Origin of the sequence: Bradyrhizobium guangdongense (assembly GCF_004114975.1) — a bacterium.
GTDB lineage: Bacteria > Pseudomonadota > Alphaproteobacteria > Rhizobiales > Xanthobacteraceae > Bradyrhizobium > Bradyrhizobium guangdongense.
Genome location: NZ_CP030052.1, coordinates 310,382 through 334,070, shown reverse-complemented (window position 1 = coordinate 334,070; position 23,689 = coordinate 310,382). Strand labels below are relative to the sequence as shown.

Sequence of the window (23,689 nt, the reverse complement as noted above, 5' to 3'; positions counted from 1 at the left end):
ACCGCCTACAAGCTGGTGCGATTGCCGAATCTTATCGCGGGACCGGGCTGAAGGCTAAGGTGCACGGCTTCGGCTGGGGCTTGGCCGGTCGCTGACGAACATTGTCAAGATGGACAACCGGGACAGAGAGTTTCTCGATCTTGTCGAAGAGGCGCATCTCACCTTCGAGGACAAGCCCGACAACAAATGTGCCTTCGCTGCCCTGAAGGGCTTCCTTGATGGCTGCCAAGTCACCCGCCACGGATCGCCCCGCACCGAGTTGTCATGTGTCGGCGATGAGCCACTTCTAGATCCACATTGGCGACGACTTTGCGTTCGCTGTAGACGCGGCTGAGTTCTTCAACAGCCCGGTAGGTGCGCAGGAGTTGCCCGTTTTCTGCTGCAGGCGAAAAACGTGAAGACCGTAGCCGATGCAGCACGCCTTATGACTGTGGTCCATCCTTCTTTCGCGGCTTGCCATAAAAAAAACCGTACCAGCGATCATCGCCGAGATCGGTGCGGGCTACGCCAGGTGGGCGGGGTCAAATGGCAGCGCCCGGCGAAGAGGGCTTCCCGTTGCGCAATTTTACTAGCCTCTTCTGATTGGCGGCAACTTAAGCGGCGAAAACGAATGTGGCTTGGCGAAGGCGCTTGCAGGGGTGCCTTCTCACGGGGCATGGGCGGACTTGGTGAGGTCTTCTGATGTGCTTCAGCGCCGGGGTGGGGCCGGCGAATTCGTGTATGGGGCGAGCGCATTCATCACTCCTATCCCTCTCCGCCCCGCTTCCTGGCGCTGATCGTGATGGGCAACTGGGTGTCGGAGGCCATGTGCGGCAGGTCGAGCACCCAGCCATTGGCGATCTTGATCCACCCGCCCCACAGCGTCTCGTGCTCGGCTTCGACGATTGGCTCCTCGAGATCCTTCTTCGGCACGTAAATCGACAGACCGGTCTCCGTTGAGCGGCGGATCGTGACTTTCATGATCTGAACTTCTGGTTGCGGGAGCCGCTGCTCGTGCGCTCTTCGCACGGCGGATGCGATGCTCTCTGATTCCATAGGGACTCGGGCAGTGCGTGCATCACATCGCTACTTCGTTAGTCGTTGTGTGAGTTCACATTGGGGTTATCAAACGTGAAACCGGAGCCATCTAGACCCACGACGAAGTCCATGGTGGTGCCGTTGAGGTGCGTCAGGCTCTTGCGATCGACGAACAGCTTGACGCCGTGACGCTCGATAACAGTATCGTCCGGATTGGCTTCCACGGCGAGGGCCATCACGTACTTGAACCCGGCGCAGCCGCCGGTTTCGACTATGATGCGCAAACCGCTCGTTTGTTGCGGCGCCATCGAGATCGCTGCCTTCACCGCATTCACCGCGCTCTCCGTCAAATCAATCATCGCACGTCCCGCTGTTATGGATCGTTCAACAGATCGCAACTCTCGTGCCAGAGCACACAGAAGACGGAAATCACTGGCATTTCGCCGCCACCGCCCGTTGCTCCGCCTCGCGTGTCGGATCTGCGACAACCGGCCTCGGTGGCGCACGAGAAGCGGAATGGCACAGCTGTACCGGGCGTACCGCACACAGCAGTCCGGAATCCCATGTATGGAAACGTTCGTCGACGCCGGCGGACTAAGGCGGCCGAAAACCATCGCGCCTGTGACAGGTCGGCGGCGCTAACTCTGGCGCTGTCGGCGGACTCGTCCATAGATGTGTACTATCATCCCATCCCGCGTCGCCTTCTTGGAGGTCGATCGGACCAGACACGAACGGCTCTTTTTCGTTGTCTCAACGCTGCCGTGGCGTACCCCAAAGCTAGGGCGTCACGGTCAGGGCGTCGTAAGCGATGATCGGCGTGGTGACGAATAGTTCGCTGTCGGCGATGCGTTTGCCGAGCCTTAGGCATTAAGCACATCCGCGCTAACCTAAGCTCCATAGCACTAAGAACAACGTGCTCAGGAGCTGCCCACTGGTTGCGGCAAAACAACTTGCACCGGAGCATGGTGGTACAGGCGCACAACGCCGGCTAGCGGGTTCGGTCTGTTCAAGGACAAGCCCTCGAGGCTCAGAGCACGGTCGCACGAGAGAGCAGACCGTCGTCAGGTTCACCGGGCTCGGTGTGTTCACAGTTCCAAGTAGAAAAGTTACGCGGGGGAACGGGTGCGATCGGGTTCGTCGCAGTGATGTCCGGCGCCGAGCCGCCCACGGGCCGACAGATGGCTTGCGGAGGCCAAGAACGCTGCCTAAAACGGCGGCGGATCGACTTGCGGGTTCGTCCACTCCGGCCCGAGTTCAAGCGGCCGGGTGTGAGTCTGGCAGTTCGCAGGACAGATCCGCGAACAGGCGCCGCAGCCGATGCATGCACCGGCGTCTTGCATCACCATGGCCTTCCTCTCTAAGTCACCATCATCATCATCGAGGCCGATGACCTCGCCATCCTCGTTGATGCCCTTCAGCGTCATGACTTGCCGGCCGCAAACCTTATAGCAGCGGCCGCAGCCGATGCACTTCTGGGTATCGATTGATACCAGATAGTCCGGTATCCAGGCGCGTCCGTCGCGGGTTACGTAGGACATGATTGCGATCATTTTGCGCTGTTTTCTGTCTCTTCTGTTTGCGCTTGCGATCAAGCTTGGTGAAGGCATCATGAGCCTTCTGCGCGACGCTCAGGATCGAGGCCAAGTTCGGCGTAAGCGCCGTCGATAGATCGTGCAGGTCCGATTGGCCTACGCCGCTCGGCCGACAGACATATTAACCGTGGCTGCGAGCGTGCCGAAATCGTCGAAGTCTAAGCGGTTCACGTCGCGCGGTTGTTTGTTGATGACGATGAACCGGCCGCCGAGCAGGTCCATGCGCTCAAATTCTTCGAGGTGCATCTCTAAGTATCGTCAAGATCATGACGCCAGTCGCTTTCTCGATTGCGAGCGCGGCCGACTCGAGTCGCAGTGCGGGAGAAAGCGGGTTAAGCAGCGTCTGTCATGGAAGCGTCCTGCAGTCGTCAAAATGGAGGGGGGCTTTGCTCGTACCTCCGAGCGCCTTGCGCAACCAGGGTGGTGGGGAGCCCTTCAGCGCATCTTCGAGCTTGATGCAGAGGGTCTCGATCGCCTCGCGCTTGATCACCGTTAACGGATGGATTTTGTTGGCAACGACGCGTGCCGCGGCCGAGCCGCCGATCGCAGCGACATAAAGGATCGTGCAGTCCTTGATGGCGTCGATTTTCCGCGTCAGCTTATCCTTGCGGCCATCTTCCGTGAGATCGTCACCGAACTCGATGACCTGAAGGATGCGGTGAGCGTCCGGAGTGACGTCGTAGATAGCGATGTTCTTGGCCCAACCGAAATGCGCATCCACGCACTTCAGATCCTGGGTGGCAAAAGCGACTTTCAAGATCTATTCTCCTTATTGGGTTATTGCGGGTAGGACGGGACGGTCTTGAAGTCGCGGTCAACGCTTCGCCAAGTATCGGGCGTCGGCTGGTGCTTCGCCTCGCGATCGGCAATGACAAGATTGGCGAGGCCGAAGATGAGATCGCGCGTGCCGCGGTAGCCGACTGAGAGCTGGTGGCCGGCGCCAAGACGATCGAACATCGGGAAGCCAGCGCGAAAAAACGGGATGTTAAGGCGCGAGGCCGCCTGGCGGCCGTGCGAATGGGTGATGAGGAGATTGCAGCCGTGGGTCTTGGCAAGTTCCTCGAGATCTTCGAGATCTCCGATCAGGACCTCCTCCGTCCTGATACGCTGCAACACGGGGGAGGCTGTTGTGGTCACGGCGACTGCGATATTGGCACCCATGTCGTACAGCATGCTGGAGAGATCGAAGAGCAAGTCCGGCTCGGCGCCGATCGCCAGCTTACGGCCCCCGATGTAGAAATGCGCATCCAACATAGCATCCGCGAGTTGGCCGCGCTGCCGGCGGTACTTTAGCGGAACTGGCCGGTCACTGATCTTGCTCAGAAACGCGATGAACTCGTCGTTGGGAACGAGGCCGCAGAGGCGTTCGAACAAGCGAAATCGTACGCCTGTTTTCGCATACATGGCCTCCGCCGCACGTTGCATCTGCGCGCCGATCGCGATCGTCCATGCCGCCTGCCCCATTGTCGCAATCTCGTCGACCCCGATGCCGCCGATCGTGGTGGGCGTGAACTCATCGGGAATTTGACCGTCGAGCGAACCGGCCAGGTCCGGCAGGAAGGATGGTTTCAGTCCGAAATCCTCCAGGATCGTCCGCAGCTCATTGAGATCGCCTGGCGTGAGGTGGCAGCCCGGCAGAACATTGATGCGAGCGGGATCCCGCGCCCGACCCGTCTCGACGGGATGGACCAGGACTTCCACCATTCGTGCGACCGTCTTGTCCCAGCCGTCCTGGAACGCGCCCTTGAAATCCGGGGTCGAGACGTAAACCAGCGGAAGCCTTTCGAGCTGTGGGTGCTTTTGCTGAATCAGGTAAATGAATCGTTCGACGTCCTCTCCCTTTATCTCGGTCAGGCCGGTCGAATTGATCCCGATGATTTCCGGTTTCGCACCATTGTAGATGTTAAGTATCGCCTGTTCGACATTTTCCTGACCGCCGAACACGGCCTCGACTTCACTCATTGCGGTGGTCTGCATCGGCACTGCCTCCCTGAAGTGCCGCACGAACAGGGTCAGGCCGAACGAGGTGCAGCCCTGGGAGCCGTGTAGCAGCGGCATCGCGCCGCGAAGGCCCATAAAGGCGAAAGAGCCGCCGATCGGCTGGCTCATCTTGAGCGGATTGACCGTGCAGGATTTCTCGGAGGTGGAGACGATGGCCATTGGCAGACGCCCTATTCCGACGCCTGGACGGCGCATGTTGCCTGCGCAGCGGAAATGTGCCCAACGACCCACCTGCCCGAGGCATTGGCGCGTTCCTTGAATCCGGCGGCGCTGGAATGACCTCGCACGGCGGTGGAATTCTCTGCGGCGTGCGAATCCGTGTGCGGGATGTTGGTCTGCCGATTGACCTCCGCTTCGTCCCAAGGCGCGGGACGGCGTAGTTGGGTCCATATTGGATTGTAGAGCGCCTTATCAATCTCCTCCATCAGCTTGACCATGCCAATATACCCCATGTACGCCTGAGAACGCTCCTGGTTGATGTCAAGCCAAGGTATCATCGCCTTCAGCGCGACGAACTGCGACTTGCCGCCGGAGAGCATCATATCAGCCCGGGAGTTCATCAACATTTTGTAGATGTCGCGCGGCGCCGCTTCCTCGATCATAAGGGCGTGCCGGCCCATCAGCTCCTTGATGCGGTCTTTGTCCTCTTTGGTGGACTTCTTCACGGAGGTGCCGGCGATCTCTAGACCGGCCTCCTGCAGCGCCGCGACCACCGACCACGACTTAACACCGCCGGTGATCAACAGAACCTTCTTACCCTTGAATCGTGGTTTGAAGCGCTCGATCGCCGCGCGTACCCTTGCTTCCTCACGCATGATGACAGCCTCGGTACGCCCTCCAAGCTCCAGCGGCGCGCCGCGCTCGATCAGCATGCGCGCGATCGTCCGCAAGGAGTTGCTGGAATCCTGCACGCCGTAGAACGAGCCCTCGAAGTAGGGAATGCCGTAGCGTTCCTCCATCTTACGGGCGACGTTTATCATCGCCTTGGAACACACTAGCATCGCAGCCTTTGCGCGATGCGAACAGGCCAGCTCGTGATATTTCCCATCGCCGGAGATACAAGAAAGGATGCGGATGCCAAGTTCATCGAGCAGCGGTTTGATCTGCCAGAACTCGCCGGACAAGTTGTATTCGCCGATGATATTGATGTCGTAGGGAGTGGTATAGTCCGGTTCCTCAGTGCCGATCACATGCTCAAGCAGCGCCTCGCCGGCAAGCTTGTTTCCGAGGTTCTTGGACCCGACGAACCCCGGCGAATTTACAGGAATGATAGGCTTACCGAACTTGGCCACGGCAGCCTTGCACACGGCCTTGATGTCGTCGCCAATCGCGGCTGGCACGCAGGTTTGGTAAACAAAGACAGCCGGCGGATCGAACTTGCCGATCACCTCCCCGATCGCTTGATAAAGGCGCTTTTCGCCGCCAAAGATTACATCGGTTTCGTTCATGTCGGTCGTGAAGCTTCGGCGCCAGAGATCGGAGCCTGAGGAGGCGCTGCCTCGGTTGTCCCAGGAATTGCCCTCGCAGGCGATTGGGCCGTGGACCAGATGCGCAACGTCGGTGAACGGCTGTAGCGCGATTTTGGCGCCGTCGAATGCGCATCCGCCGCCCGCCTCTCCTGGCTTCAACTGCCTAGTGCACCCCATAGTACGTTCGGCCGCCGTCTTGTTGTCGTTTCTGCCACAACCCGGCTCGTTGAAGACGTCCTCGATGGCGGACGTGTCGACGCTCATACGTATCTCCTATTTTCTTCGACCCGCCGCGCGAGCCTTGTGCCGCGACGTGGATCTTTCTGGCTAGACACCGGCCGTCGACCCTGCTCTGGCCGGCGCTAGACCAAATCATTTACGTCAGCGGATGATATCAAAGCTATAGTCCGCTCCAGTCCTGTCCATCTGGTCCAGGACCTTGTCCAGTATCTTGACAAGAACGTTTATGCCGCCCTGATAACCCCAGACGGGATACCGATGTTGATGGTGCCGATCGAACACAGGGAAACCGATGCGGATCAGTGGCGTCCCGGTATCGCGCTCGAGGTACTTCCCGTAGGTGTTGCCAATCAGGTAATCGACCGGCTCAGTGCATAATAGGGAGCGCATGTGCCAGAGATCTTTGCCGGGATATGCAGAGCAGTTCTTGCCAAACAGTGAACTAACAAACAGTTCCTCCATTTTCTCTGCCCAAGCCTTGCCACCATTCGTAGACAGCACATGAGCCGGCTCTGCACCGAGCTCCAGGAGGAATGAAGAGAGCCCGTAGCAGAGATCCGGATCGCCGTAGATCGCGAACTTCTTGCCGTGCAGATACGCACTGGAGTCTGCCATGGCGTCCACGAGACGGCCGCGCTCCCGCTCCAATGCCTTCGCGATCGGCTTGCCGGTCATGCGGGACACAGTCATTAGGAATTCGTCCGTCGCGCTGACACCGATGGGGTAGTTGAAGGCGGCAACCTCATGACCGTGCCCCTCGACGAAGGACAGTGTCTTCTCGGTGCAGTGTTGCTGCATGGAGATCGTGGCTTTGGCATGGATCGCGTTAGCCGCGTCCTCCAGCGTGGTGCCGCCATCATACATGCGGAACTCGCCGTCGGTCGGAGTATCGAAGACATCGCTGTTGTCGGCGAGTATAGTATATTCGATTCCCATCAACTCGAAGACGCGCTTAATTTCCCGGATGTTCCCGACCGTGTACCCGTCGAACCCACCGATGAAATTAATCTTGCCGTTCACCTTGCGCTCTAGTTTGGAGGCGGTGCCTGCCTTGCCATCCCAGAAGTGCTCAAGGATGCTCTTCAGCGCATTGTCATACCCGGTCACGTGGCTGCCGACAAAGGCAGGTGTATGAGCGAAGGGAACATCATATTGTGCCGGGACTGACCCCTTCTCCTTCGCTGTCTTGATGAAGGCGTTCAGGTCATCCCCGATCACTTCGGCCATGCACGTGGTGGAAACCGCGATCATCTTGGGCTTGTATATGTTGTAAGCGTTAGCGAGCCCGTCAATCATGTTGTTTAGACCACCGAACACCCCGGCGTCCTCAGTCATCGAGGAAGAGACGCAGGAGCTTGGCTCCTTAAAGTGTCTCGAAAGATGACTTCGGTAGTATGCGACGCAACCCTGTGAGCCGTGAACGAAGGGCAGCGTGCCCTCAAAACCGGAGGCAGCGAACACCGCACCGAGTGGCTGGCAGGCCTTGGCGGGGTTCACAGTCAATGCTTCACGCGCGAAGTTCTTCTCGCGGTATTCTCGCGTCTTTGACCATTCGCTGATCCGCTCGACTTCCCTTTGGTCATGCGGGTTCTCGAACAGCGCCTTCTTTTTGGCGAGCATTTGCTGATATTCCGGACCTCGGAATAGATCCAAGTGATCGAGGACGTGTTCGGCATTCTGTGTCAACGCGGCACTCTCCTTTTCGGCGATTGGTTTATCGACTAGGTTGGCCCGCCTTCTCGCATAGGCGGAGCCAGATCTGTGCATTCCTTTATTCCGCGGCCATTAGGCCTGGCGCTGGAGTATCCTTCCAAGGTGCCTTGAGTTTCTTCCAGACGGGCGAGTTTATTGCCATGTCCATGTCACGAGCGAAGATCGCGAAGCCGTCATAGCCGTGATAAGGACCGGAATAGTCCCAGGAGTGCATTTGACGGAATGGAATGCCCATTTTCTGGAAGACGTACTTCTCCTTTATGCCGGAGCCGACGAGATCTGGCTGAATGGTCTCGACGAAACGCTCAAACTCGTAGCCCGTGACGTCGTCATAGATCAGTGTGCCGTCCTTTAAGTAGTGCTGAGCAGTGCGCTGGTAGTCGTCATGATGGCCGAATTCGTAGCCCGTTCCTACGACCTCCATACCAAGGTCCTCATAGGCGCCGATTACGTGGCGGGGACGCAAGCCGCCGACGAACAGCATCACTGTCTTGCCCTGGAGGCGGGGGCGGTACTTCTCAATTACCGAGGCCATCAGCGGCTGGTACTTGGCGATCACACGCTCGGCACCTTCCTTGATGCGTTCGTCGAAGAAGCTGGCAATTTTGCGCAGCGAATCGGCGATCTTGGAAGGGCCAAAGAAGTTGTACTCGCACCATGGAATGCCGAACTTTTCCTCCATGTGTCGGGAGATGTAGTTCATCGAACGGTAGCAGTGCAATAGGTTGAGCTTCGCCCTGGGCGTTGCTTCCAGTTCGGCGAGGCTGCCGTCGCCGGACCATTGCGCAATCACACGCAGGCCCATCTCTTCGAGCAGGATACGCGATGACCAAGCGTCCCCACCGATATTGTAGTCGCCGATGATCGTGACATCGTAGGGCGTTGACTCGAACGCGGGTGTCGCTTCCGGCGACACTCTGTCCAGGATCCAGTCCCGCAGCGCATCGTTGGCGATGTGGTGGCCAAGCGACTGCGAGACGCCGCGAAACCCTTCGCAGCGAACCGGTACAATGGTCTTGCCATTGTGTTCCTTTGACTTCGCCTTCGACACAGCCTCGATGTCGTCGCCGATAAGGCCGATCGGGCACTCGGACTGAATCGTAATGCCGTGGTTGAGCGGAAAGAGCTCCTGAAGTTCGTCAATGACCTTACCGAGCTTCTTGTCGCCGCCAAACACGATGTCTTTCTCCTGGAAGTCGGAGGTGAACTGCATGGTGACGAAGCTGTCGATTCCGGTCTTGCCTATGTAGTAATTGCGGCGTGCAGCCCAGGAATATTGGCCGCAGCCGACCGGACCGTGGCTGATGTTAATCATGTCCTTGATCGGGCCCCACACGACCCCCTTGGAGCCAGCGTATGCACAGCCGCGAGTCGTCATTACTCCGGGGATCGACTTCAGGTTCGACTTAACCCCGCAATCGTGCTTACCCGCCTCGTGTACGTTCAGGTGTTTGGCGCGGCGCTTGGCGGTCTTTTCCGGGTAGATTTTTAAGGCCTCATCGATCAGTTGCTTGTTGCGGGCCTTCATCTCCGCGGCGCTCTGGGTAGTGACTATGCTCATACGAATTCCTCGGATGCGGTGCTTGAACGATCGGGCGCCTTGCGCGGCGCGCGCTTCTGGCGATCTATTAACGCGAGGCTGCATTAGAAGGCGTTTGCAACAAGTGTGCCGACGGATAGGAAGGAAAAAGGTCGGAGGCAGACAGCGTCGATGCACCCGATTGTCGCAAAGTGGACGTAGCCGCGTGCTGATATGTTCTTACTCGTAGCATTGTTCGAAATGTGACATGCCCCGTCGAGCCATATTAGCGGGACTTGTTTTATAAAGGCCGCGCTTAATAAATTTCACCTTCTGGCCGCCGCCCCTTGGGCATCGGGGCTAGCGTCTATGTGGCAGCTCATAAAAAATGTTCCTGCGGCCGGAATGGAACGTGGGCCAAAACGTGGTATCTCTCAGGCGAGAGGCGTGCCATCGCGGTCGCGCCGCGGCGTGCGAGCAACGGCGCTATCCTGGCTCGTACGGCGTGGCCGTTGGATCGAAACTGCGGAATCAGGAATTGCTAGTCGGGAGTAACGCGAGCGCTCAACGCTCCATGCGGGAGCTGCCAATTAATCGATCGCGCGTGAGTAACTCTTCTTGGTGTCTGATCACACATGCTGCCCTCCATTTGCAGGCACTTCGGCACCTGTGACATAGCTGGCAGCCTCCGAGCAAAGGAAGAAGATAACCTTCGCGACCTCGTCCGGTGTTCCGACCCGGTGCATCGGGATAGTTGGGATCAAATTGGTTTCTGTCTCCGGCGACAGAATGTCTGTCTTGATCTCGCCTGGTGCAATAGCATTGACGCGAATCCCGTAAGGCGCATAGTCATGCGCCATCTCGCGGGTCAAGCACGAAAGTGCCGCCTTTGATGTCGCATAGGCAGTACCGGCATACGGATGCACTCTCGATCCGGCGATCGAGGTGACGTTCACGATTGCACCAGAAGCGAGCGTTAGCTGATGGAAGAGCCCCTGCGAGAACATGATGGGTGCGAGCAAATTGACATGGAACACGCTCTTCCAGGTGTCGACCGGAGTGTTCAGCGAATTTAATCGGGTGCCGTCAGCGGCCTTCGGGGAAATGCCCGCATTGTTGATAAGCGCATGCAGAGGGCCGCCATTGAGCCGCTCCTTGATCTCCGCGATCGCGTGCTGCAACGCTCGAGAGTCGCTAAGTTCGGCTTGAATATGGTTGTCCAATCCTGCTTCCCAAGGACAACGGCTACCCTCGAATGGCTGCCGAGAACACGTGATGATCCGCCATCCAGCTGCCGAAAACAATTTGCCGGTCGCGTGGCCTATACCGCGGGAAGCACCAGTCAATACGAGCGTCTTCCCCTCGGCATTTTGAGTGCGCCGCTTATTGCTAGATGGGCACGCGGCGGGCGCTGGCGCGCCATCTGTTACATTTTGGCGGTCCAGCAGATTGAGGGTCACGCGAAGCTCCTGATAGCGCCTCGGCGGGCGCACTCTAATGATGCTAGCAGGTGGCCCTGCAGGACCCGGGCCACGCGTCTCCTGGCCGGTAGTCGCGATGTGCGCGGCTCGATGTCGCTTACGCGACATGTAGAGTGTAGGACGAGGCGGGCCGCTTTGATTCGGAGCGTGGCGTGCCGCGTCATCACACTCCAACAAGCGAGGCTCGTCGACAGATCCCGCTTGAACAGAACGGCGTCTAGACGGCACGGCACGGCCGCTACATGAAACTGAAAACCGGCGCTCATTGGGTATGATCCTGTCAGCTTACTGGTAAGCGCCGATTCGGGTCACGCTGGCGTACCCGGCGCCGCAGCGGTCGCTACAGGACGCCCGAGGACACGAGCGAGAGAGTTTCTCCGCAGCGTCCCGACGCACCGTCATCGATGCCATCGGGTGTCCGCCTTCGTTCCTGGTAGTTGTGTATGTCTTGGCATCACGGCCGTCTCCTGCTGCACAAAGATGTTGTTGCCGCTGACTTGCGGACAAGCCGGCCGACCGCTATGGCCTTGTGCTTTTGAAGCGCAATCATTGAGAGCTCGGCTGGAGGCGAAGTTCATGTGCAAGTGACGGCTAGATAGGCTCGACGCGTGGGCGTGGAATGGCCAATCGGCGTTTTGATCATAAGTGAGAAGGTCTCACAGTTGTCTATTAAAAAAGCTGCTTTGGGCCGGAGGCCAGCGAGCGGAAAGAGTGGCGCTAGTAGTACAGATGTCAAGCCGTGGGTTCGTCGAGCCAGGAGCTGCCATTTTGCTATTGCGCCGATCAAGCCACCGATTGTGTCTTGCAATCGGCAATCTGAAGGTCCCCGGCGCGCGAACATCGTGATCGTCGCGCCGGCAAAATCCGCCGAACGTCTCTGAGCAGTCTTCAAAGGCGCATCGATCCTGCAGTGATGATCGCTGCTTCCCAGGGAGTTCGGCGGGCTTGAGCTCTCATGCGGCATACAACATAGGTGCCTCGCTAAGGCCGGCCCGGCGCCCGGCAGTTCTCGGGAACTGAATGAATGCCGAGGATCTTCAGACATTGTGGTGGCCGCAGAAAATGGCTCGAGTTCTTTTGGTTCCGACATTCTTCCGTAAGGTAGCTGTTGGGCGTAGGCCACAGCGAACGGCTCAGCGCCGATCGCCAAACCTTCGCACGCTCGGCTGCCAGCGCCGCTTTCGGGGTGGGAACGGGATCCCGAACAGCGTCGCGATCTACATTTGTGCGACGCAGTGAATAAGCAATTGGACGCGGTGGGATTCACCAAAATGCAAGAAGCGACAGAGTCCGCGCTCAGCCTGCGCTCTGCGGCTGCTAACTCAATGTGGAACTCCGCCAGCCGATGCCTGCTAGCATGTAAGTCATTTGCGCCGTCCTGATCGATAGGGCGTTATCCGACACCATGTGAACAGAACCTATGAGCCATCCCAGCCGCATGATGCCGCAGACCCTCTCCCCGGCCTGCAAGATTTCCTCGACCGGGCAGACCTACTCGAAGTAACTCTATCCCGCCGACGTTCGGCGCCCAACACATTGACCTGGATCTGATCTTCCCCCGATAAAGTGGACGGGTTAAGCGGCTTTTAGCTCCATCTCGATCGGGGGGATATATCCGAGTGCGGAATGGAGCCTTGTCCGGTTATAGAATCCCTCGATGAAGGCGAAGATATCGCGTTGAGCTTCGGCGCGGGTCTTGTAGTTGCGATGATGGACGAGCTCGGTCTTCAGGGTATGGAAGAAGCTTTCCATCGGGGCGTTGTCGTAGCAATCGGCCCTGCGGCTCATTGATGCCGTCATGCCGGCCTCCATAAGGGTGCTGCGATAAGCGTGCGAAGCGTACTGCACACCCCGGTCGGTGTGGCAGATCAATCCGGCCTGCGGCCGCCGCTCCCGGATTGCCATCGTCAGGGCTGCGGAGGCGAGCTCGACGTGCATGTGATCGCGCATGGCCCAGCGGACGATCTTTCGGCTGAACAGATCCATGACGGCGGCCAGATAAAGCCATCCCTCGGCGGTCGGGATGTAGGTGATGTCGCCGAGCCAGACCCGGTTCGGGGCTTCCGCCGTGAAGTCGCGCGCGATCAGGTTCGGTGCGACCGGCAGGTCGTGATGGCTGTCGGTGGTGCGCACACGGCGTGGCTTTGCGGTGATGGCGCGGATGCCATGCCGGCGCATCGTCCGCTCGATCCGGCCGCGGCTGGCGCTGCGTCCCTGCCTGCGCAGGGCGGCATGGACGCGCGGACTGCCGTAGCGGCCGCTGCTGTCCTGATGGACCTGCCGTATCTCGGCCAGCAGCGCGGCATGGGATTTTGTCCGCTCACTCACGGGGCGGTCGCGCCAAGCGTAGTAGCCGGCCGGCGAGACCTCGAGCACGGCGCACATCAGCCGCACCGGATAGGTGTCGCGATGGTCCTCGATGAAGCGAAAGCTCATGTCCGGGTTCCGGCAAAGATCGCGATCGACTTCCTAAGAAACAGCCGGATTGGCGTCGCCCGGGAGGGCCTGCAACACGAAGCCTAGCGATTTCGCCCGGCGCTGTAGGTTGGCGAGGACGCGGCTACGATATTGCTGCTCATATTGGTCGGCGCCAGGATCCTTGTAGCTCATGCCGTGCCGGAGTGTGTTGTAGAATAAAACCGCAATCTTGCGAGCCGTCGCCGTCACCGCCTCAATCGACGCCCAGCACTCCGTACAGTGCGGTCCTGACATCGAAGGTGGGGATGTTGACCTGCTTGGTCTTTACGCGCGGCTTGGCTAGGTTTCCGACCGGTCTTGCTCCTTTGGTGTTCAATGCACTGATCAGGACTTCGAGCTTGCGATCACAGTCGAGCATCTTTGCCTGATAAACGTCGTAGAGCTCCAGTGATTGAGCTAACGCGAAAACATGTTCGTGGCGGTCATTGCCTACGAGCGCTGCGCGGATCGTCTCGATCGATGAGTGGCAGCGCACGTCCCGATAGGTTGCCAGGAGGTCGGGATTGCGTTCGCCTGCAACAATGGCTCGGATAATCCGCATGCCGGTCGCGCCGGTGATATCCGACACAACATGATGGAGCTGCAGGTTCATCTCCATCAGAGCCTTTTGCATATGTTGGATATGGGCGGCAGCATATTCCACGAGCCGCTCGCGCTGGCGTAGATAGGCTCGCAACGTTGCGATCTCGGCATCGGGTCGGAAGCTGCCCCGTAACAGGCCATAGGAGTGGAGCTGGCGTAACCAAGCGGCATCGCTGAGATCGGTTTTACGGCCAGGTACAATCTTGGCGTACCGCGCGTTGACCAGAATGACCTCAAACCCGCGCTGTTCTAGGATCTCGTAGACTGGGATCCAATAGACCCCAGTGGATTCCATCGCGACACTGGTCACGCCGCACATCTTGAACCAGTCCGCCAGTTCATGCAGGTCTTGCGTGAATGTGCCGAATGCACGCACTGGCTTGTCGGTGCAGGCCGGGTTTACCGCGGCCATGTGCATCTTTGATCCGATATCGATAGCGGCCGCGCCGAGGTTGACCAGCTTTAGGTCCGGGCCGCGGTCGGTTGTCCTGTTAGGCATCGCAACTCCTCCGTCCGATGATGGGCTGGAGGGTCTGGGCTATGCCAATTTGTCATCTTCCTAATCGGGATCGCCGTCGAAACGGCGTCACCACTCTCCGGCCGCTACCCTCCGAGCTAAATGATAGCACAAGGCTGTTTCTATCCCGCGCAGGCGCGCCACGACGCTGGACAGTTTTTTAAAATGTCGCGTTCCATCCGCAGCCGCTCGTTCTCCTGGCGCAGCAAGGCGAGTTCCGAAGCCTGGTCCGCCGACATCGGCGTCGCCTGCGTGGTGGGGCGCCACGCCGCCGATGCCGGCTCGCGCCGGAGCTTATCGACCCAGCGCCGCAGCACTGAGTCGCGCAGACCGAGCTCCTTGGCGACCGACCCGATCGAGCGGCCGCTCGACACCACCAATCCTGCCGCCTCGCGCTTGTACTCTTCAGTAAACGACCGTCGTGCACGTTCCATTCAACACCTCCAGGCTCAACGAGCCTACTACAGGTGTCCACTCATTCGGGAGGAAGTTCAGCTATCAACTAATGTGACGAACTTGCGTTCCAGATGACTAGCTAGTCACGTGAATCTAAAGTGCGCCACATACGCGCGGCCATGTTCGACGAGTAGCTCAGCCGGTTGGGAGAGTGGTCGCGAGCAGTGTCATTGCGCTATTCCAGGCAAGCGGATAATCAAGCCCCACCGCAAGCCAAAACAGGAGGAGATCGAGTTGAAGATGGTGTTGTGCGTCGTCGCATTAATGGCAACGATTGCGAGTGTTCGCTCAGGCGATGCCGAGCAACTGAAGGTATCGTTATCTGAAAAGGGCGCGTATAGGTCAATACAAGACGCGGTAGACGCGCTACCTCAGGCTGGTGGAAGTATAGTAGTCGCGCCGGGTACCTATCGCGGAAAGGTTAGAGTGACGAAACCCAATGTCAATATCAAGGGCGCCGGTGGTGGGCCGGATGAAGCGGTGATTGTCTACGGTGATAGCGCCGTCACTGCGGGTGGGACTGTCCGTTCCGCGACCTTAGATGCGTCGGGCGATAACTTCCGGCTCGAAAATCTGACTGTTTGGAACGACTATTCTGCCAATTCGGGCAATCCAGCATCTCAGGCAGTGGCACTTTCTGTCACCGGCGACAAGGATGTTTTTGCAAACGTCAGAATACTTGGTGCGCAAGACACATTGTTTGTCAACAAGGGGCCGAACAGGAACGCCAGTCGTCAGTTCTTCGTAAACTGCTACGTCGAAGGCCATATCGATTTTATATTTGGTAACGCCAAGGCCTACTTTAGGCAATGTGAGCTACACGGTGTTGCAAACCACGCAGTCGTCTATACCGCACAAAGCAGAGCCTTCCCGGACGAAGACAGCGCCTTTGTGTTTGATCATTGCACGCTGACAGCCGACAAGGGCGCGCGCGACATTGCTCTTGGGCGTCCATGGCGTCCCTATGCTGCGGTGATCTTCTTATCGTCGCAGATTAATGCGCCGGTCATGGCTGAGGGGTGGGTGGAATGGGACCCGGGCAAGAGCCGCCGCTTAATGAACGCCTACTATGCTGAATACAGATCCTCCGGTACTGGTGCCGATCCTAGAGGAAGAGAAAGATATGCGCGCCAGCTAAGCGATCGGGAGGCAATGCAATGGTCGCTCCAGACATTCTTCTCGCACGATACGAGCTGGATCCCGCAAGCGCGATAGAACGCAGCGGGAGTGCCCGCAATAGCAGCGCGCCGGTGCCGATTAGCGACAGGCCTGCAGACGGGCTGTCTTGGCGGGCCCGAATTGGGACCATCTGTGTGGGAGCGTGAGTATCAGGAAGCACTGGTGCGAGTTGCGTACCAAGCACGGCGGGTACGAAGCTGACCGCAACCATGCAATCCGGCTTTTACACCGGCCAATCCTTTGTGATCGTCAGCGATCGATTGGAGCTGCGGCCCGAGGGTCGCGCTCAATGCCACCGTTTTTGCTACTGGTGGCTTCAGGGAACGGGCGGAAGGCAACTACGCACGGGTTCGATGCGCCGTAATGTGGAGTAGCGGCGGCACCTGGCGGAGATGGAAATACATTGACCGCGGTCACTGTTGCATTCTCCACTTGCCAAGTTGCGCGGGGAGAAAAGCGCACATCTTCCATCGCAATATCGAGCGGATGCTGTTGATCAAAGCCTCGCATTACGAGCGTACCATCAGTCCCATAGACGTGCCTTAGGACGATCTGTTGATAAAGTGGCAAGTTATTGCCAGCGAAGGGGCCGTAGCGCGTGTCGAAGTGTATGGGCCATTTGTTATTTCTCATACATATATTCTCGTAATTAACCCGCTCAACTAAGCCGCCTCGGCTGGGATCGCTTTTAATGCGCAGACCAAATGTCGTGCCGTCCAAGGTCAGGTTGCGAACCAGCACGTCACTGACACCGGAATTCAGTTCGCTACCAATCGACATGCCGTGCCCCCAGCCGAATTGGTTGTCTAAAATGGAAATGTGGCGTGCAGGGCCGCTTGTGCCAGCCTTGATCGCGATATTGTCGTCTCCGGTGCGGATAAAGGAGTGGATTATCGTCACATCCTCGCTTGCGGCTGGGTCTATTCCGTCGGTATTGCGGGCATCAGCGGGTGTATCAATGATGACCGCCCAGATGGTAGCACGTTCCACGTGGCTCATCGCAATGTGAAAGTTTGCTGCGTTGCGCAAGGTGATGCCATGAACAGAGACGTCCTCAGCACGGTCCATTTGGATCAATCGAGGCGCGTTTTGTTTTGCGCCCTCACTTTGTGCACGACGGGCCAGTTGCCACCAAGTCTCAGCCGTGCCCGCCATCAAGGTCCCGCCTCCGCCGTCTATTGTACCGTATCCATAGAGACCGCCGCCTTTAGTCTTCGTGAAACTGATGAGGGGCCGACAGCCATCACCGCTCCGATCGATGTGGCCACAGCTTCCCGAGCTCTTTTGGTATGCTTTTGGGTCGGCTACAGCCGTCAGTATCGCGCCCCCAGCGAGCCACAGTGTTGTGCCGGACTTCATTTCGATTGGACCCGAAAGGAACGGCCCTGGGCCTAGATATACGGCGGCGCTTGGGACGCAATGGTCTATGGCGGCTTGCAATCTGGCAGTGTCATTTCCACCTGACGGGTCTAGGCGCGCGCATACCCCTTTAGGCGCGGCCGGTTCGCGAACATTGCGGCGATCCTTTGCCTGAGACGCGGCGGAAAGCAGCCCGACCGCAAGTATGAAAACTGCGGCTAGGTAGCGGAAACGGGCGGCCATTGCCACTCCATTGGTTTCATAGGCAGGCAAGTGCGGGCGGTCGCTACGGCTGTGCAAGTCTCGTAACCTGTAGATGCGGGTGCAATTGCCGCGTGGTGAAACGGATGGCCATCCGGCGGAAGTGCGCTGGTGGAAAGCGACGACCGCAGACGTCTCCCTATTCCCGGAGTCGAACGAAATCGCTGGCGGGTCATTTAGCCATCCGAATGTACTGCTACGTCCGCATACTATGACCGTATTTGCCTTTGTCTTCCGGTCTGCCCGTCGCAGTCACCCGGAGGGTACGACCTATTTACGCAATTGGCTTGCATCGAAGTCCCTCAAGTGACCGATCAGAAAACAGCTGGGTCGCGCCCCGCGCAGCTTGTCGAATGCCCGTCTCGCGTATGCGCGTTTGTCCGAGCTTAGTAAAATTGAGTGTTTGGATGGGGCCCATTTAAATGATGGATCGTAGCCACTTTGGCTTTTGAGGCGATGATCGGAGGGGCGATCCGATGGTGGAATGGAGCCGGGCGGGAATGTAGCAGTCACGAACGAACGCGGAGATATACACGCGGTGCATCGGCACGAGTCTCCTCCTGACGATCGTGAACGAGCTCGGCAGGGTGGTGGACAAGCTCTCCATCAAAGCATTGTAGAAGCAGTCGCCCTTGTGGCGCGTCGATCGGGTACAGCCCGCTGTCGCGCGGCAATCAGGATGGAAGGCAGCGTCAATCAAGGTGAGAGAGTTTCGCTGGGCCCGTGACGTAGGGAGGGCGTAGCCCGACCGGAGTTACGGGCCCAGCGTCGGCGCGATCCCGAGGAGGACCGCGCCGACTGGTGATCGCGGCCGGCGGGGTTATGCAAGTGGTTCTTCCGCCAAGAGGAATCACTCGCTTGCCCGGCCGACACATCACAGATCACCAGATGAGGCTCTACATGAAGTACCGTCAGACCGATAGCCCGCCAGTGGCGGCGGCCAAGGCGTCATTCAGTGCGTCGACCGCCTATCGGATCGAGAGAGACCCCCGATTTCCATCGCAAAGGAAGGCTCCCCGCGGCCGGCGACGACCGGACCCGTTGAGCAACGTGTTCGAGACCGAGATCGTCCCGATCCTGAAGGCGGCACCTGGCTTACGCCCGGTGGCGGTGTTCGAGGAGATGCTACGGCGTCATCCGGATCTCGGCAGCGGTATCCGTCGTACCCTGGAACGTCGGATCCGTGCATGGCGGGCGGTCCACGGCGAGGAGCAGGAGGTGATCTTCCGCCAAACCCACGAGCCTGGCCAACTCGGCCTCTCCGACTTCACAGACATGGACGAACTGGGTGTTACGATCGCGGGTGCTCCGTTGGATCATCGTCTCTATCACTTCCGTTTGGCCTATTGCGGGTTCGAGCACGCCCACGTCGTGCTTGGCGGCGAGAGCTTCGTTGCCCTGGCGGAAGGCCTGCAGAATGCCCTCTGGTCGCTCGGTGGGGCGCCGCGGGAGCATCGGACCGACAGTCTGTCGGCCGCATTCTGCAATCTCGATCGCGATGCACGGGACGATCTGACGCAGCGATACGAGGCCCTTTGTGACCACTACGGCATGCGGCCTTCCCGGAACAATCGAGGCGTTGCTCACGAGAATGGTTCGATCGAAGGGCCCCACGGTCATCTCAAGCGAGCAATCGCGGATGCCTTGCTGCTGCGCGGAACTGTCGACTTCGACGATCTTGCCACCTATCGCGGCTTCATCGACGAGATCGTCAGCCGCCGCAATGCCCGCAACGCCAAGCGGATCGATAGCGAGCGCGTGGTGTTGCAGGAGCTGCCCGATCGGCGCACCTCCGACTACGAAGAGGTGATCGTCCGCGTGACATCGTCCGGCGGCTTCACCCTGCGCAAGGTGTTCTACACAGTGCCATCGCGCCTGATCGGTCACCGGCTGCGGGTGCGCCTTTACGACGATCGTCTCGACGTGTTCGTCGGCGGCACCCATCTCGTCACCCTGCCGCGTGGGCGGCCGCATCCCAATGGCAAGTACGACCAGGTCGTCGATTATCGGCACGTGATCCATTCCCTGCGGCGCAAGCCGATGGCGCTTCTCAATCTGGTCTATCGAGATCGGCTGTTCCCGCGCGATGCCTATCGGAAGACCTTCGATCGCCTGCGCGAACGCTTGCCGGACAAAAAAGCCTGCCGGATCATGGTCGACCTCCTCGCGCTCGCTCATGACCGCGGCTGCGAGGCCGAACTCGCCGATCAGCTCACCGCCGACCTCGACGCCGGCCGACTGCCCGACCTCAACCGGCTACGTGCTCACTTCGCCCCCGATCCCGCCAACCTGCCGAACGTCGTGGTGCAGCTCGTGCCGCTTGCGACCTACGAATGCCTCATCGGTACCGCCGAGACCGGAGGTGCCGCATGAGCGTAACGAACACGGTTGATGCCGCGCGCCTCAATCTGTTGCTCAATGAACTCCGGCTGCCTGCCATCAAGGTGCTGTGGGCTCAATTTGCCGAACAGTCCGACAAGGAAGGCTGGCCGGCCGGCCGCTTCCTCGCGACCATCGCCGAGCACGAGATCGCCGAACGCGGCCGCCGTCGGATCGAACGACACCTTGTCGAAGCACGTTTGCCCGCCGGAAAGACCTTCGACAGCTTCGACTTCGAAGCCGTGCCGATGATCTCAAAGGCGCAGGTGATGGCGCTCGCCGCCGGTGACAGCTGGCTGGGCAAGGGCGCCAATTTGCTGTTGTTCGGCCCGCCCGGCGGCGGAAAGAGCCACTTGGCGGCAGCGATCGGCCTGGCCCTCATCGAGAACGGATGGCGCGTCCTCTTCACCCGGACCACCGATCTCGTGCAGAAGCTCCAGCTGGCGCGACGCGAGCTCAACCTCGAGGCGGCCATCAATCGTCTCGATCGCTTCGATCTCCTGATCCTAGATGATCTCGCTTACGTCACCAAGGATCAGGCCGAGACCAGCGTGCTGTTCGAACTCATCAGCGCTCGCTACGAGCGCCGCTCGATGCTGATCACCGCCAATCAGCCATTCGGCGAATGGAACAGGGTCTTCCCGGATCCCGCCATGACCCTCGCCGCTATCGATCGCCTCGTTCACCACGCCACCATCGTCGAGATGAACGTCGAGAGCTATCGCAGACGGACCGCCCTCGAACGAAAACGCGGTCCAGGACGGCCACCATCGCACGCGACACCCAAAACCGTCGCTGATTGACGCTGCGCGACAATCAGAGTTCAACAAAACTCTTGCGCGCGACAATCATCGCGGCAATCATCATCAGGCCGCGACACTGCCTCGCCATCCTGTTTGCCGCGCACTTCCCACCCAGATTGCCGCGCTACAGCCCGCAGCCGCAGGGCTCCGCACGCGATATGTGGAACGTACTGCTCGCTCCGACCTCAATCATGGATCAGTCCGTCAGAGGCTGCTGGCGGATCGTCGTTATCACAGCACAGGGGAGTTAGCCCGCATGTGATAGCACATGGGCCGATCGACCATCTTGCGGCCGAACCGGTCGGTGATGGCGGCGCGATACAGCCGGCACTCGACAGGCGGGATATAGGTGATGTCAGCCAGCCAGAGCCGGTGTGGAGCTGTGGTGGTGAAGTCGAGCGCGATCAGGTTCGGAGCGATCGAGAGATCGTGACGAGTTACGTTGGCGCGGACAGGAGGTTACGGCCCTAATCGCTCGAATGCGATTGCGGCGGATCAGAGCTACGGCCAGCGCCGCTCCCTGCGTCCGTAGAGCGCCTTGGACCAAACACTGCATAGCGCTGGCCATGCTCGCAATGCTGCACCACCATTTGTTCTGCCATATTTGCAAAAAGCGTGTCTTGGGGGAAAGGCAGACGCGAGCGGGTGGGAGGAGGCGTTCGCTGCATGGCCTCGATGTCAGTGCGGCCGACCAATTCAGAATATGAATGCGCTCTATCAGAACAATCGATTTCACTGATGTCGATCAAGCCTGGTACTCAGGTCGCAGGGGCCGCATGGCGTGCGTTATACGCTGACTAGCCGTTTCACTCACGGCGCGCGTCCTGGTACAGAACCATATAACGGGTGGACGTGATGATGATGATGAACAGTACCAGAAACTCGACCTCGGCGGAACAAATCAGCATGGGAGATCAGGCCTTAACGTTGTGGTTGCCGAAACTGAGGCACTATCTGTCGTGGTGGCGACTGTTTACAAGCCCCTTACCTTCCCGGCGGCCCCACCTCGAATCGCTTGCTGACCCGCCTGATGCGGCTGACCCGAGCGATTCTCAGGAACGTCTCAGGCAAAATATCGAAGCGCAAGTTGCGGAGATTGGCAGGTTAGTGGGCGGAGGTGAAGCGCCAGGCGAAGCAACCCGCCATCTCACTGAGTTGACAAATCAACTCATACTCGCGCAGCTCGGGATTGTTTCCAAAGTCAAATGCGTCACTACTGAGGCGACGGATCGCTTCGCTAACCGTGCTCCGGTAGAAATGAGCGACATCTATGAGCCGGAAAGGCTCTTGAGATTGGGCCATCTTTTTGACAAAGCGGTATCGGCGTTAACTCCGAGTTTGCGGACGCAATGCCATAGAACAGATATAGCTAAACTTATCCTCGGCCGGACATCTGAAACCAAAGTCGAGTTTAATCGTTTCATCAAGTGCGTCGCTGCGATTGCTGCCGCCGCCGAAGAGATGTGACTGTACCTAACATCGTTTCCGAAGTAGCGCAGCCGCGATTGCTCGCGTTGTGAGGAGATGCCGATGTGCTCGGCTTTGACGTTTTCTGTTAGTCGACTGGGCAGGGCGGGTTGCAATCGCATAGTGTCGTAGCGGGCAGACAACCTTTCTGCGCTCCGGTGCTGCGCATGTTGGATCGCCGCCTCCTCCCTGGCTCTCTGGAGAATCGCTTCAGAGCGGACGGCCGTACGCCCGCTCATGGTCTATGGATCGGAAACCTCGCAGTATTGCCATCAGGAGAGAAGCAAGCGGAGCGCAAAAAAAATAAATATCCATGTCGCAAGGCAGTACAGTGCGGCGAAGCGCCATACTCCCGCTCTGAATCGGCGGCGCCAATTCACAAGTTGCGGCGCGCAACCGCTGAAGCGACGGCCGCGGACAACCTCGATCATCTCTCGATAGCTGTCAAAAGCAAAATACGAGCGATTGTTTCGAATGTACGTTATCCGCTCTTGAGGGGAAAGGCACAATTGCCAGACGTACTGCGCCTCCTCGCGCACACTGTCAGAACGTGGCTCGTGCCCACCTGAGTTGTAAGCACGCCGATCAATGGAGAGTGGCGATGGAAGTTGACGCGATCGCGTGCTCCCGATGAACGTGAATTTCTGCTGAAGCATCGAAGTGTCCCTTTCGCAATTCGGCGAATGATGCGTACAACGTGACGTAACGAGAGAATCAAGAAGATCCTGCGCAGATCCAACGGATCAGCTGTGCGCTCTGTCCACGACCCGCGCCGATCTAAGTGTAGGTCCGAGCGAAAGGGCATTGCGAAAAGCGGGCGCTATAGTCAGGCCAACGTGGCCGGTGCTGGCTGTTGATTGCGAGATACAGCTCCCGAGGCAATGATGGTGGCCGTTGAGAACTCTCTGAGGTGCCGGCTCGTTGAACCGGGGCGGCGAGTGTGGGGCGCGGGCACGGCTGCTTACAAATGTGCTCAGTTGGTTAAGAGAGGGGTTGAATCGGACGCAGCGAGAGATTGTACGATGTGAAGCAAATGAGCAGTTCGAGACGAGACGCGCGAGGCCGCAATGGTGTTATCTTTGGGCGATGTACCGGGCATCGTGAGCCAGATCGGGCGGCTCCACAAACAGGGGCGCTGCTCGTGGTTTGGATTGGCCGTGCGGTCGATAAACCGGG

19 protein-coding genes and 2 pseudogenes are annotated in these 23,689 nt (G+C 58.8%); 4 read left to right on the top strand and 17 right to left on the bottom strand.

Features of this window, described 5'->3' with window-relative positions:
• Window positions 1-31 precede the first annotated feature (31 nt).
• From X265_RS40915 to X265_RS37130, 15 genes and pseudogenes are all read right to left on the bottom strand, one after another.
• Complete coding sequence (locus X265_RS40915; protein WP_164934261.1) at window positions 32-229, bottom strand: hypothetical protein; 198 nt, start codon at window positions 227-229, stop codon at window positions 32-34.
• Window positions 230-744: 515 nt separating this feature from the next.
• A complete protein-coding gene (nifT, locus tag X265_RS37195) occupies window positions 745-960 on the bottom strand; it encodes a putative nitrogen fixation protein NifT (RefSeq protein ID WP_128929926.1) in 216 nt (71 codons plus the stop codon).
• Between the two features lie 113 nt (window positions 961-1,073).
• Window positions 1,074-1,376 carry a HesB/IscA family protein gene (locus tag X265_RS37190; RefSeq protein ID WP_128929925.1) on the bottom strand — a complete coding sequence of 101 codons (303 nt, stop codon included), beginning with the start codon at window positions 1,374-1,376 and terminating at the stop codon, window positions 1,074-1,076.
• Window positions 1,377-2,222: 846 nt separating this feature from the next.
• Complete coding sequence (fdxB, locus tag X265_RS37185) at window positions 2,223-2,555, bottom strand: ferredoxin III, nif-specific (RefSeq protein WP_128929924.1); 333 nt, start codon at window positions 2,553-2,555, stop codon at window positions 2,223-2,225.
• Complete coding sequence (locus tag X265_RS37180; protein WP_128930194.1) at window positions 2,461-2,694, bottom strand: CCE_0567 family metalloprotein; 234 nt, start codon at window positions 2,692-2,694, stop codon at window positions 2,461-2,463. The genes fdxB and X265_RS37180 overlap by 95 nt, the downstream gene beginning before the upstream one ends.
• An 11-nt stretch (window positions 2,695-2,705) precedes the next feature.
• Window positions 2,706-2,855, bottom strand: coding sequence for a DUF269 domain-containing protein (locus X265_RS37175; protein ID WP_232995640.1), 150 nt, complete (start codon window positions 2,853-2,855; stop codon window positions 2,706-2,708).
• A 100-nt stretch (window positions 2,856-2,955) separates the two neighbouring features.
• On the bottom strand, window positions 2,956-3,366 hold the full coding sequence (nifX, locus tag X265_RS37170; RefSeq protein ID WP_128929923.1) for a nitrogen fixation protein NifX: 411 nt from the start codon (window positions 3,364-3,366) through the stop codon (window positions 2,956-2,958).
• 20 nt (window positions 3,367-3,386) lie between these two features.
• Window positions 3,387-4,769: a nitrogenase iron-molybdenum cofactor biosynthesis protein NifN gene (gene nifN, locus X265_RS37165; RefSeq protein WP_128929922.1), complete on the bottom strand. Its 1,383-nt coding sequence runs from the start codon at window positions 4,767-4,769 to the stop codon at window positions 3,387-3,389.
• Between the two features lie 11 nt (window positions 4,770-4,780).
• Window positions 4,781-6,343 carry a nitrogenase iron-molybdenum cofactor biosynthesis protein NifE gene (gene nifE / locus X265_RS37160; protein WP_128929921.1) on the bottom strand — a complete coding sequence of 521 codons (1,563 nt, stop codon included), beginning with the start codon at window positions 6,341-6,343 and terminating at the stop codon, window positions 4,781-4,783.
• Window positions 6,344-6,460: 117 nt separating this feature from the next.
• Window positions 6,461-8,005 carry a nitrogenase molybdenum-iron protein subunit beta gene (nifK, locus tag X265_RS37155; protein WP_128929920.1) on the bottom strand — a complete coding sequence of 515 codons (1,545 nt, stop codon included), beginning with the start codon at window positions 8,003-8,005 and terminating at the stop codon, window positions 6,461-6,463.
• A gap of 85 nt (window positions 8,006-8,090) precedes the next feature.
• Entirely contained in the window at window positions 8,091-9,593 is a 1,503-nt protein-coding gene (nifD, locus tag X265_RS37150; RefSeq protein ID WP_128929919.1) for a nitrogenase molybdenum-iron protein alpha chain, read from the bottom strand.
• Window positions 9,594-10,180: 587 nt separating this feature from the next.
• Complete coding sequence (locus X265_RS37145; RefSeq protein WP_232995639.1) at window positions 10,181-11,011, bottom strand: SDR family NAD(P)-dependent oxidoreductase; 831 nt, start codon at window positions 11,009-11,011, stop codon at window positions 10,181-10,183.
• 1,596 nt (window positions 11,012-12,607) lie between these two features.
• Window positions 12,608-13,492, bottom strand: a pseudogene (locus X265_RS37140) (IS3 family transposase); the annotation flags it as partial.
• A 9-nt stretch (window positions 13,493-13,501) separates the two neighbouring features.
• Window positions 13,502-14,591 (bottom strand): annotated as a pseudogene (locus tag X265_RS37135) (IS110 family RNA-guided transposase).
• Between the two features lie 140 nt (window positions 14,592-14,731).
• A complete protein-coding gene (locus tag X265_RS37130; protein ID WP_128929916.1) occupies window positions 14,732-15,043 on the bottom strand; it encodes a transposase in 312 nt (103 codons plus the stop codon).
• A 262-nt stretch (window positions 15,044-15,305) separates the two neighbouring features.
• Between X265_RS37130 and X265_RS37125 the strand changes: the two genes are divergently transcribed.
• Window positions 15,306-16,280: a pectinesterase family protein gene (locus tag X265_RS37125; protein WP_128930193.1), complete on the top strand. Its 975-nt coding sequence runs from the start codon at window positions 15,306-15,308 to the stop codon at window positions 16,278-16,280.
• Window positions 16,281-16,493: 213 nt separating this feature from the next.
• On the opposite strand, the gene X265_RS37120 is transcribed toward X265_RS37125, so the two are convergent.
• Window positions 16,494-17,603 carry a glycoside hydrolase family 28 protein gene (locus X265_RS37120; RefSeq protein ID WP_232995663.1) on the bottom strand — a complete coding sequence of 370 codons (1,110 nt, stop codon included), beginning with the start codon at window positions 17,601-17,603 and terminating at the stop codon, window positions 16,494-16,496.
• Between the two features lie 1,119 nt (window positions 17,604-18,722).
• On the opposite strand from X265_RS37120, the gene istA reads away from it, so the two are divergent.
• The 3 genes from istA to X265_RS37100 all read left to right on the top strand — a co-directional run bounded on the left by istA (window position 18,723) and on the right by X265_RS37100 (window position 22,513).
• A complete protein-coding gene (istA, locus tag X265_RS37115) occupies window positions 18,723-20,237 on the top strand; it encodes an IS21 family transposase (protein ID WP_430648578.1) in 1,515 nt (504 codons plus the stop codon).
• Window positions 20,234-21,046: an IS21-like element helper ATPase IstB gene (istB, locus tag X265_RS37110; protein WP_208764263.1), complete on the top strand. Its 813-nt coding sequence runs from the start codon at window positions 20,234-20,236 to the stop codon at window positions 21,044-21,046. Before istA ends, istB begins: the two co-directional genes overlap by 4 nt.
• A gap of 855 nt (window positions 21,047-21,901) precedes the next feature.
• Window positions 21,902-22,513 carry a hypothetical protein gene (locus X265_RS37100; RefSeq protein WP_128929914.1) on the top strand — a complete coding sequence of 204 codons (612 nt, stop codon included), beginning with the start codon at window positions 21,902-21,904 and terminating at the stop codon, window positions 22,511-22,513.
• Between the two features lie 272 nt (window positions 22,514-22,785).
• On the opposite strand, the gene X265_RS37095 is transcribed toward X265_RS37100, so the two are convergent.
• A complete protein-coding gene (locus tag X265_RS37095) occupies window positions 22,786-23,169 on the bottom strand; it encodes a hypothetical protein (RefSeq protein WP_128929913.1) in 384 nt (127 codons plus the stop codon).
• Between the last annotated feature and the right edge of the window lie 520 nt (window positions 23,170-23,689).

Excerpts from the sequence above, each read along its gene's own strand:
- X265_RS37190 (WP_128929925.1), bottom strand. The coding sequence starts at position 1,376 with ATGATTGATTTGACGGAGAGCGCGGTGAATGCGGTGAAGGCAGCGATC.
- nifT (WP_128929926.1), bottom strand. The coding sequence starts at position 960 with ATGAAAGTCACGATCCGCCGCTCAACGGAGACCGGTCTGTCGATTTAC.
- fdxB (WP_128929924.1), bottom strand. The coding sequence starts at position 2,555 with ATGTCCTACGTAACCCGCGACGGACGCGCCTGGATACCGGACTATCTG.
- X265_RS37095 (WP_128929913.1), bottom strand. The coding sequence starts at position 23,169 with ATGCTTCAGCAGAAATTCACGTTCATCGGGAGCACGCGATCGCGTCAA.
- istB (WP_208764263.1), top strand. The coding sequence starts at position 20,234 with ATGAGCGTAACGAACACGGTTGATGCCGCGCGCCTCAATCTGTTGCTC.
- nifE (WP_128929921.1), bottom strand. The coding sequence starts at position 6,343 with ATGAGCGTCGACACGTCCGCCATCGAGGACGTCTTCAACGAGCCGGGT.
- X265_RS37130 (WP_128929916.1), bottom strand. The coding sequence starts at position 15,043 with ATGGAACGTGCACGACGGTCGTTTACTGAAGAGTACAAGCGCGAGGCG.
- nifN (WP_128929922.1), bottom strand. The coding sequence starts at position 4,769 with ATGGCCATCGTCTCCACCTCCGAGAAATCCTGCACGGTCAATCCGCTC.
- nifD (WP_128929919.1), bottom strand. The coding sequence starts at position 9,593 with ATGAGCATAGTCACTACCCAGAGCGCCGCGGAGATGAAGGCCCGCAAC.
- X265_RS37125 (WP_128930193.1), top strand. The coding sequence starts at position 15,306 with ATGGTGTTGTGCGTCGTCGCATTAATGGCAACGATTGCGAGTGTTCGC.
- X265_RS37100 (WP_128929914.1), top strand. The coding sequence starts at position 21,902 with ATGATGATGATGAACAGTACCAGAAACTCGACCTCGGCGGAACAAATC.
- X265_RS37175 (WP_232995640.1), bottom strand. The coding sequence starts at position 2,855 with ATGCACCTCGAAGAATTTGAGCGCATGGACCTGCTCGGCGGCCGGTTC.
- X265_RS37120 (WP_232995663.1), bottom strand. The coding sequence starts at position 17,603 with ATGAAGTCCGGCACAACACTGTGGCTCGCTGGGGGCGCGATACTGACG.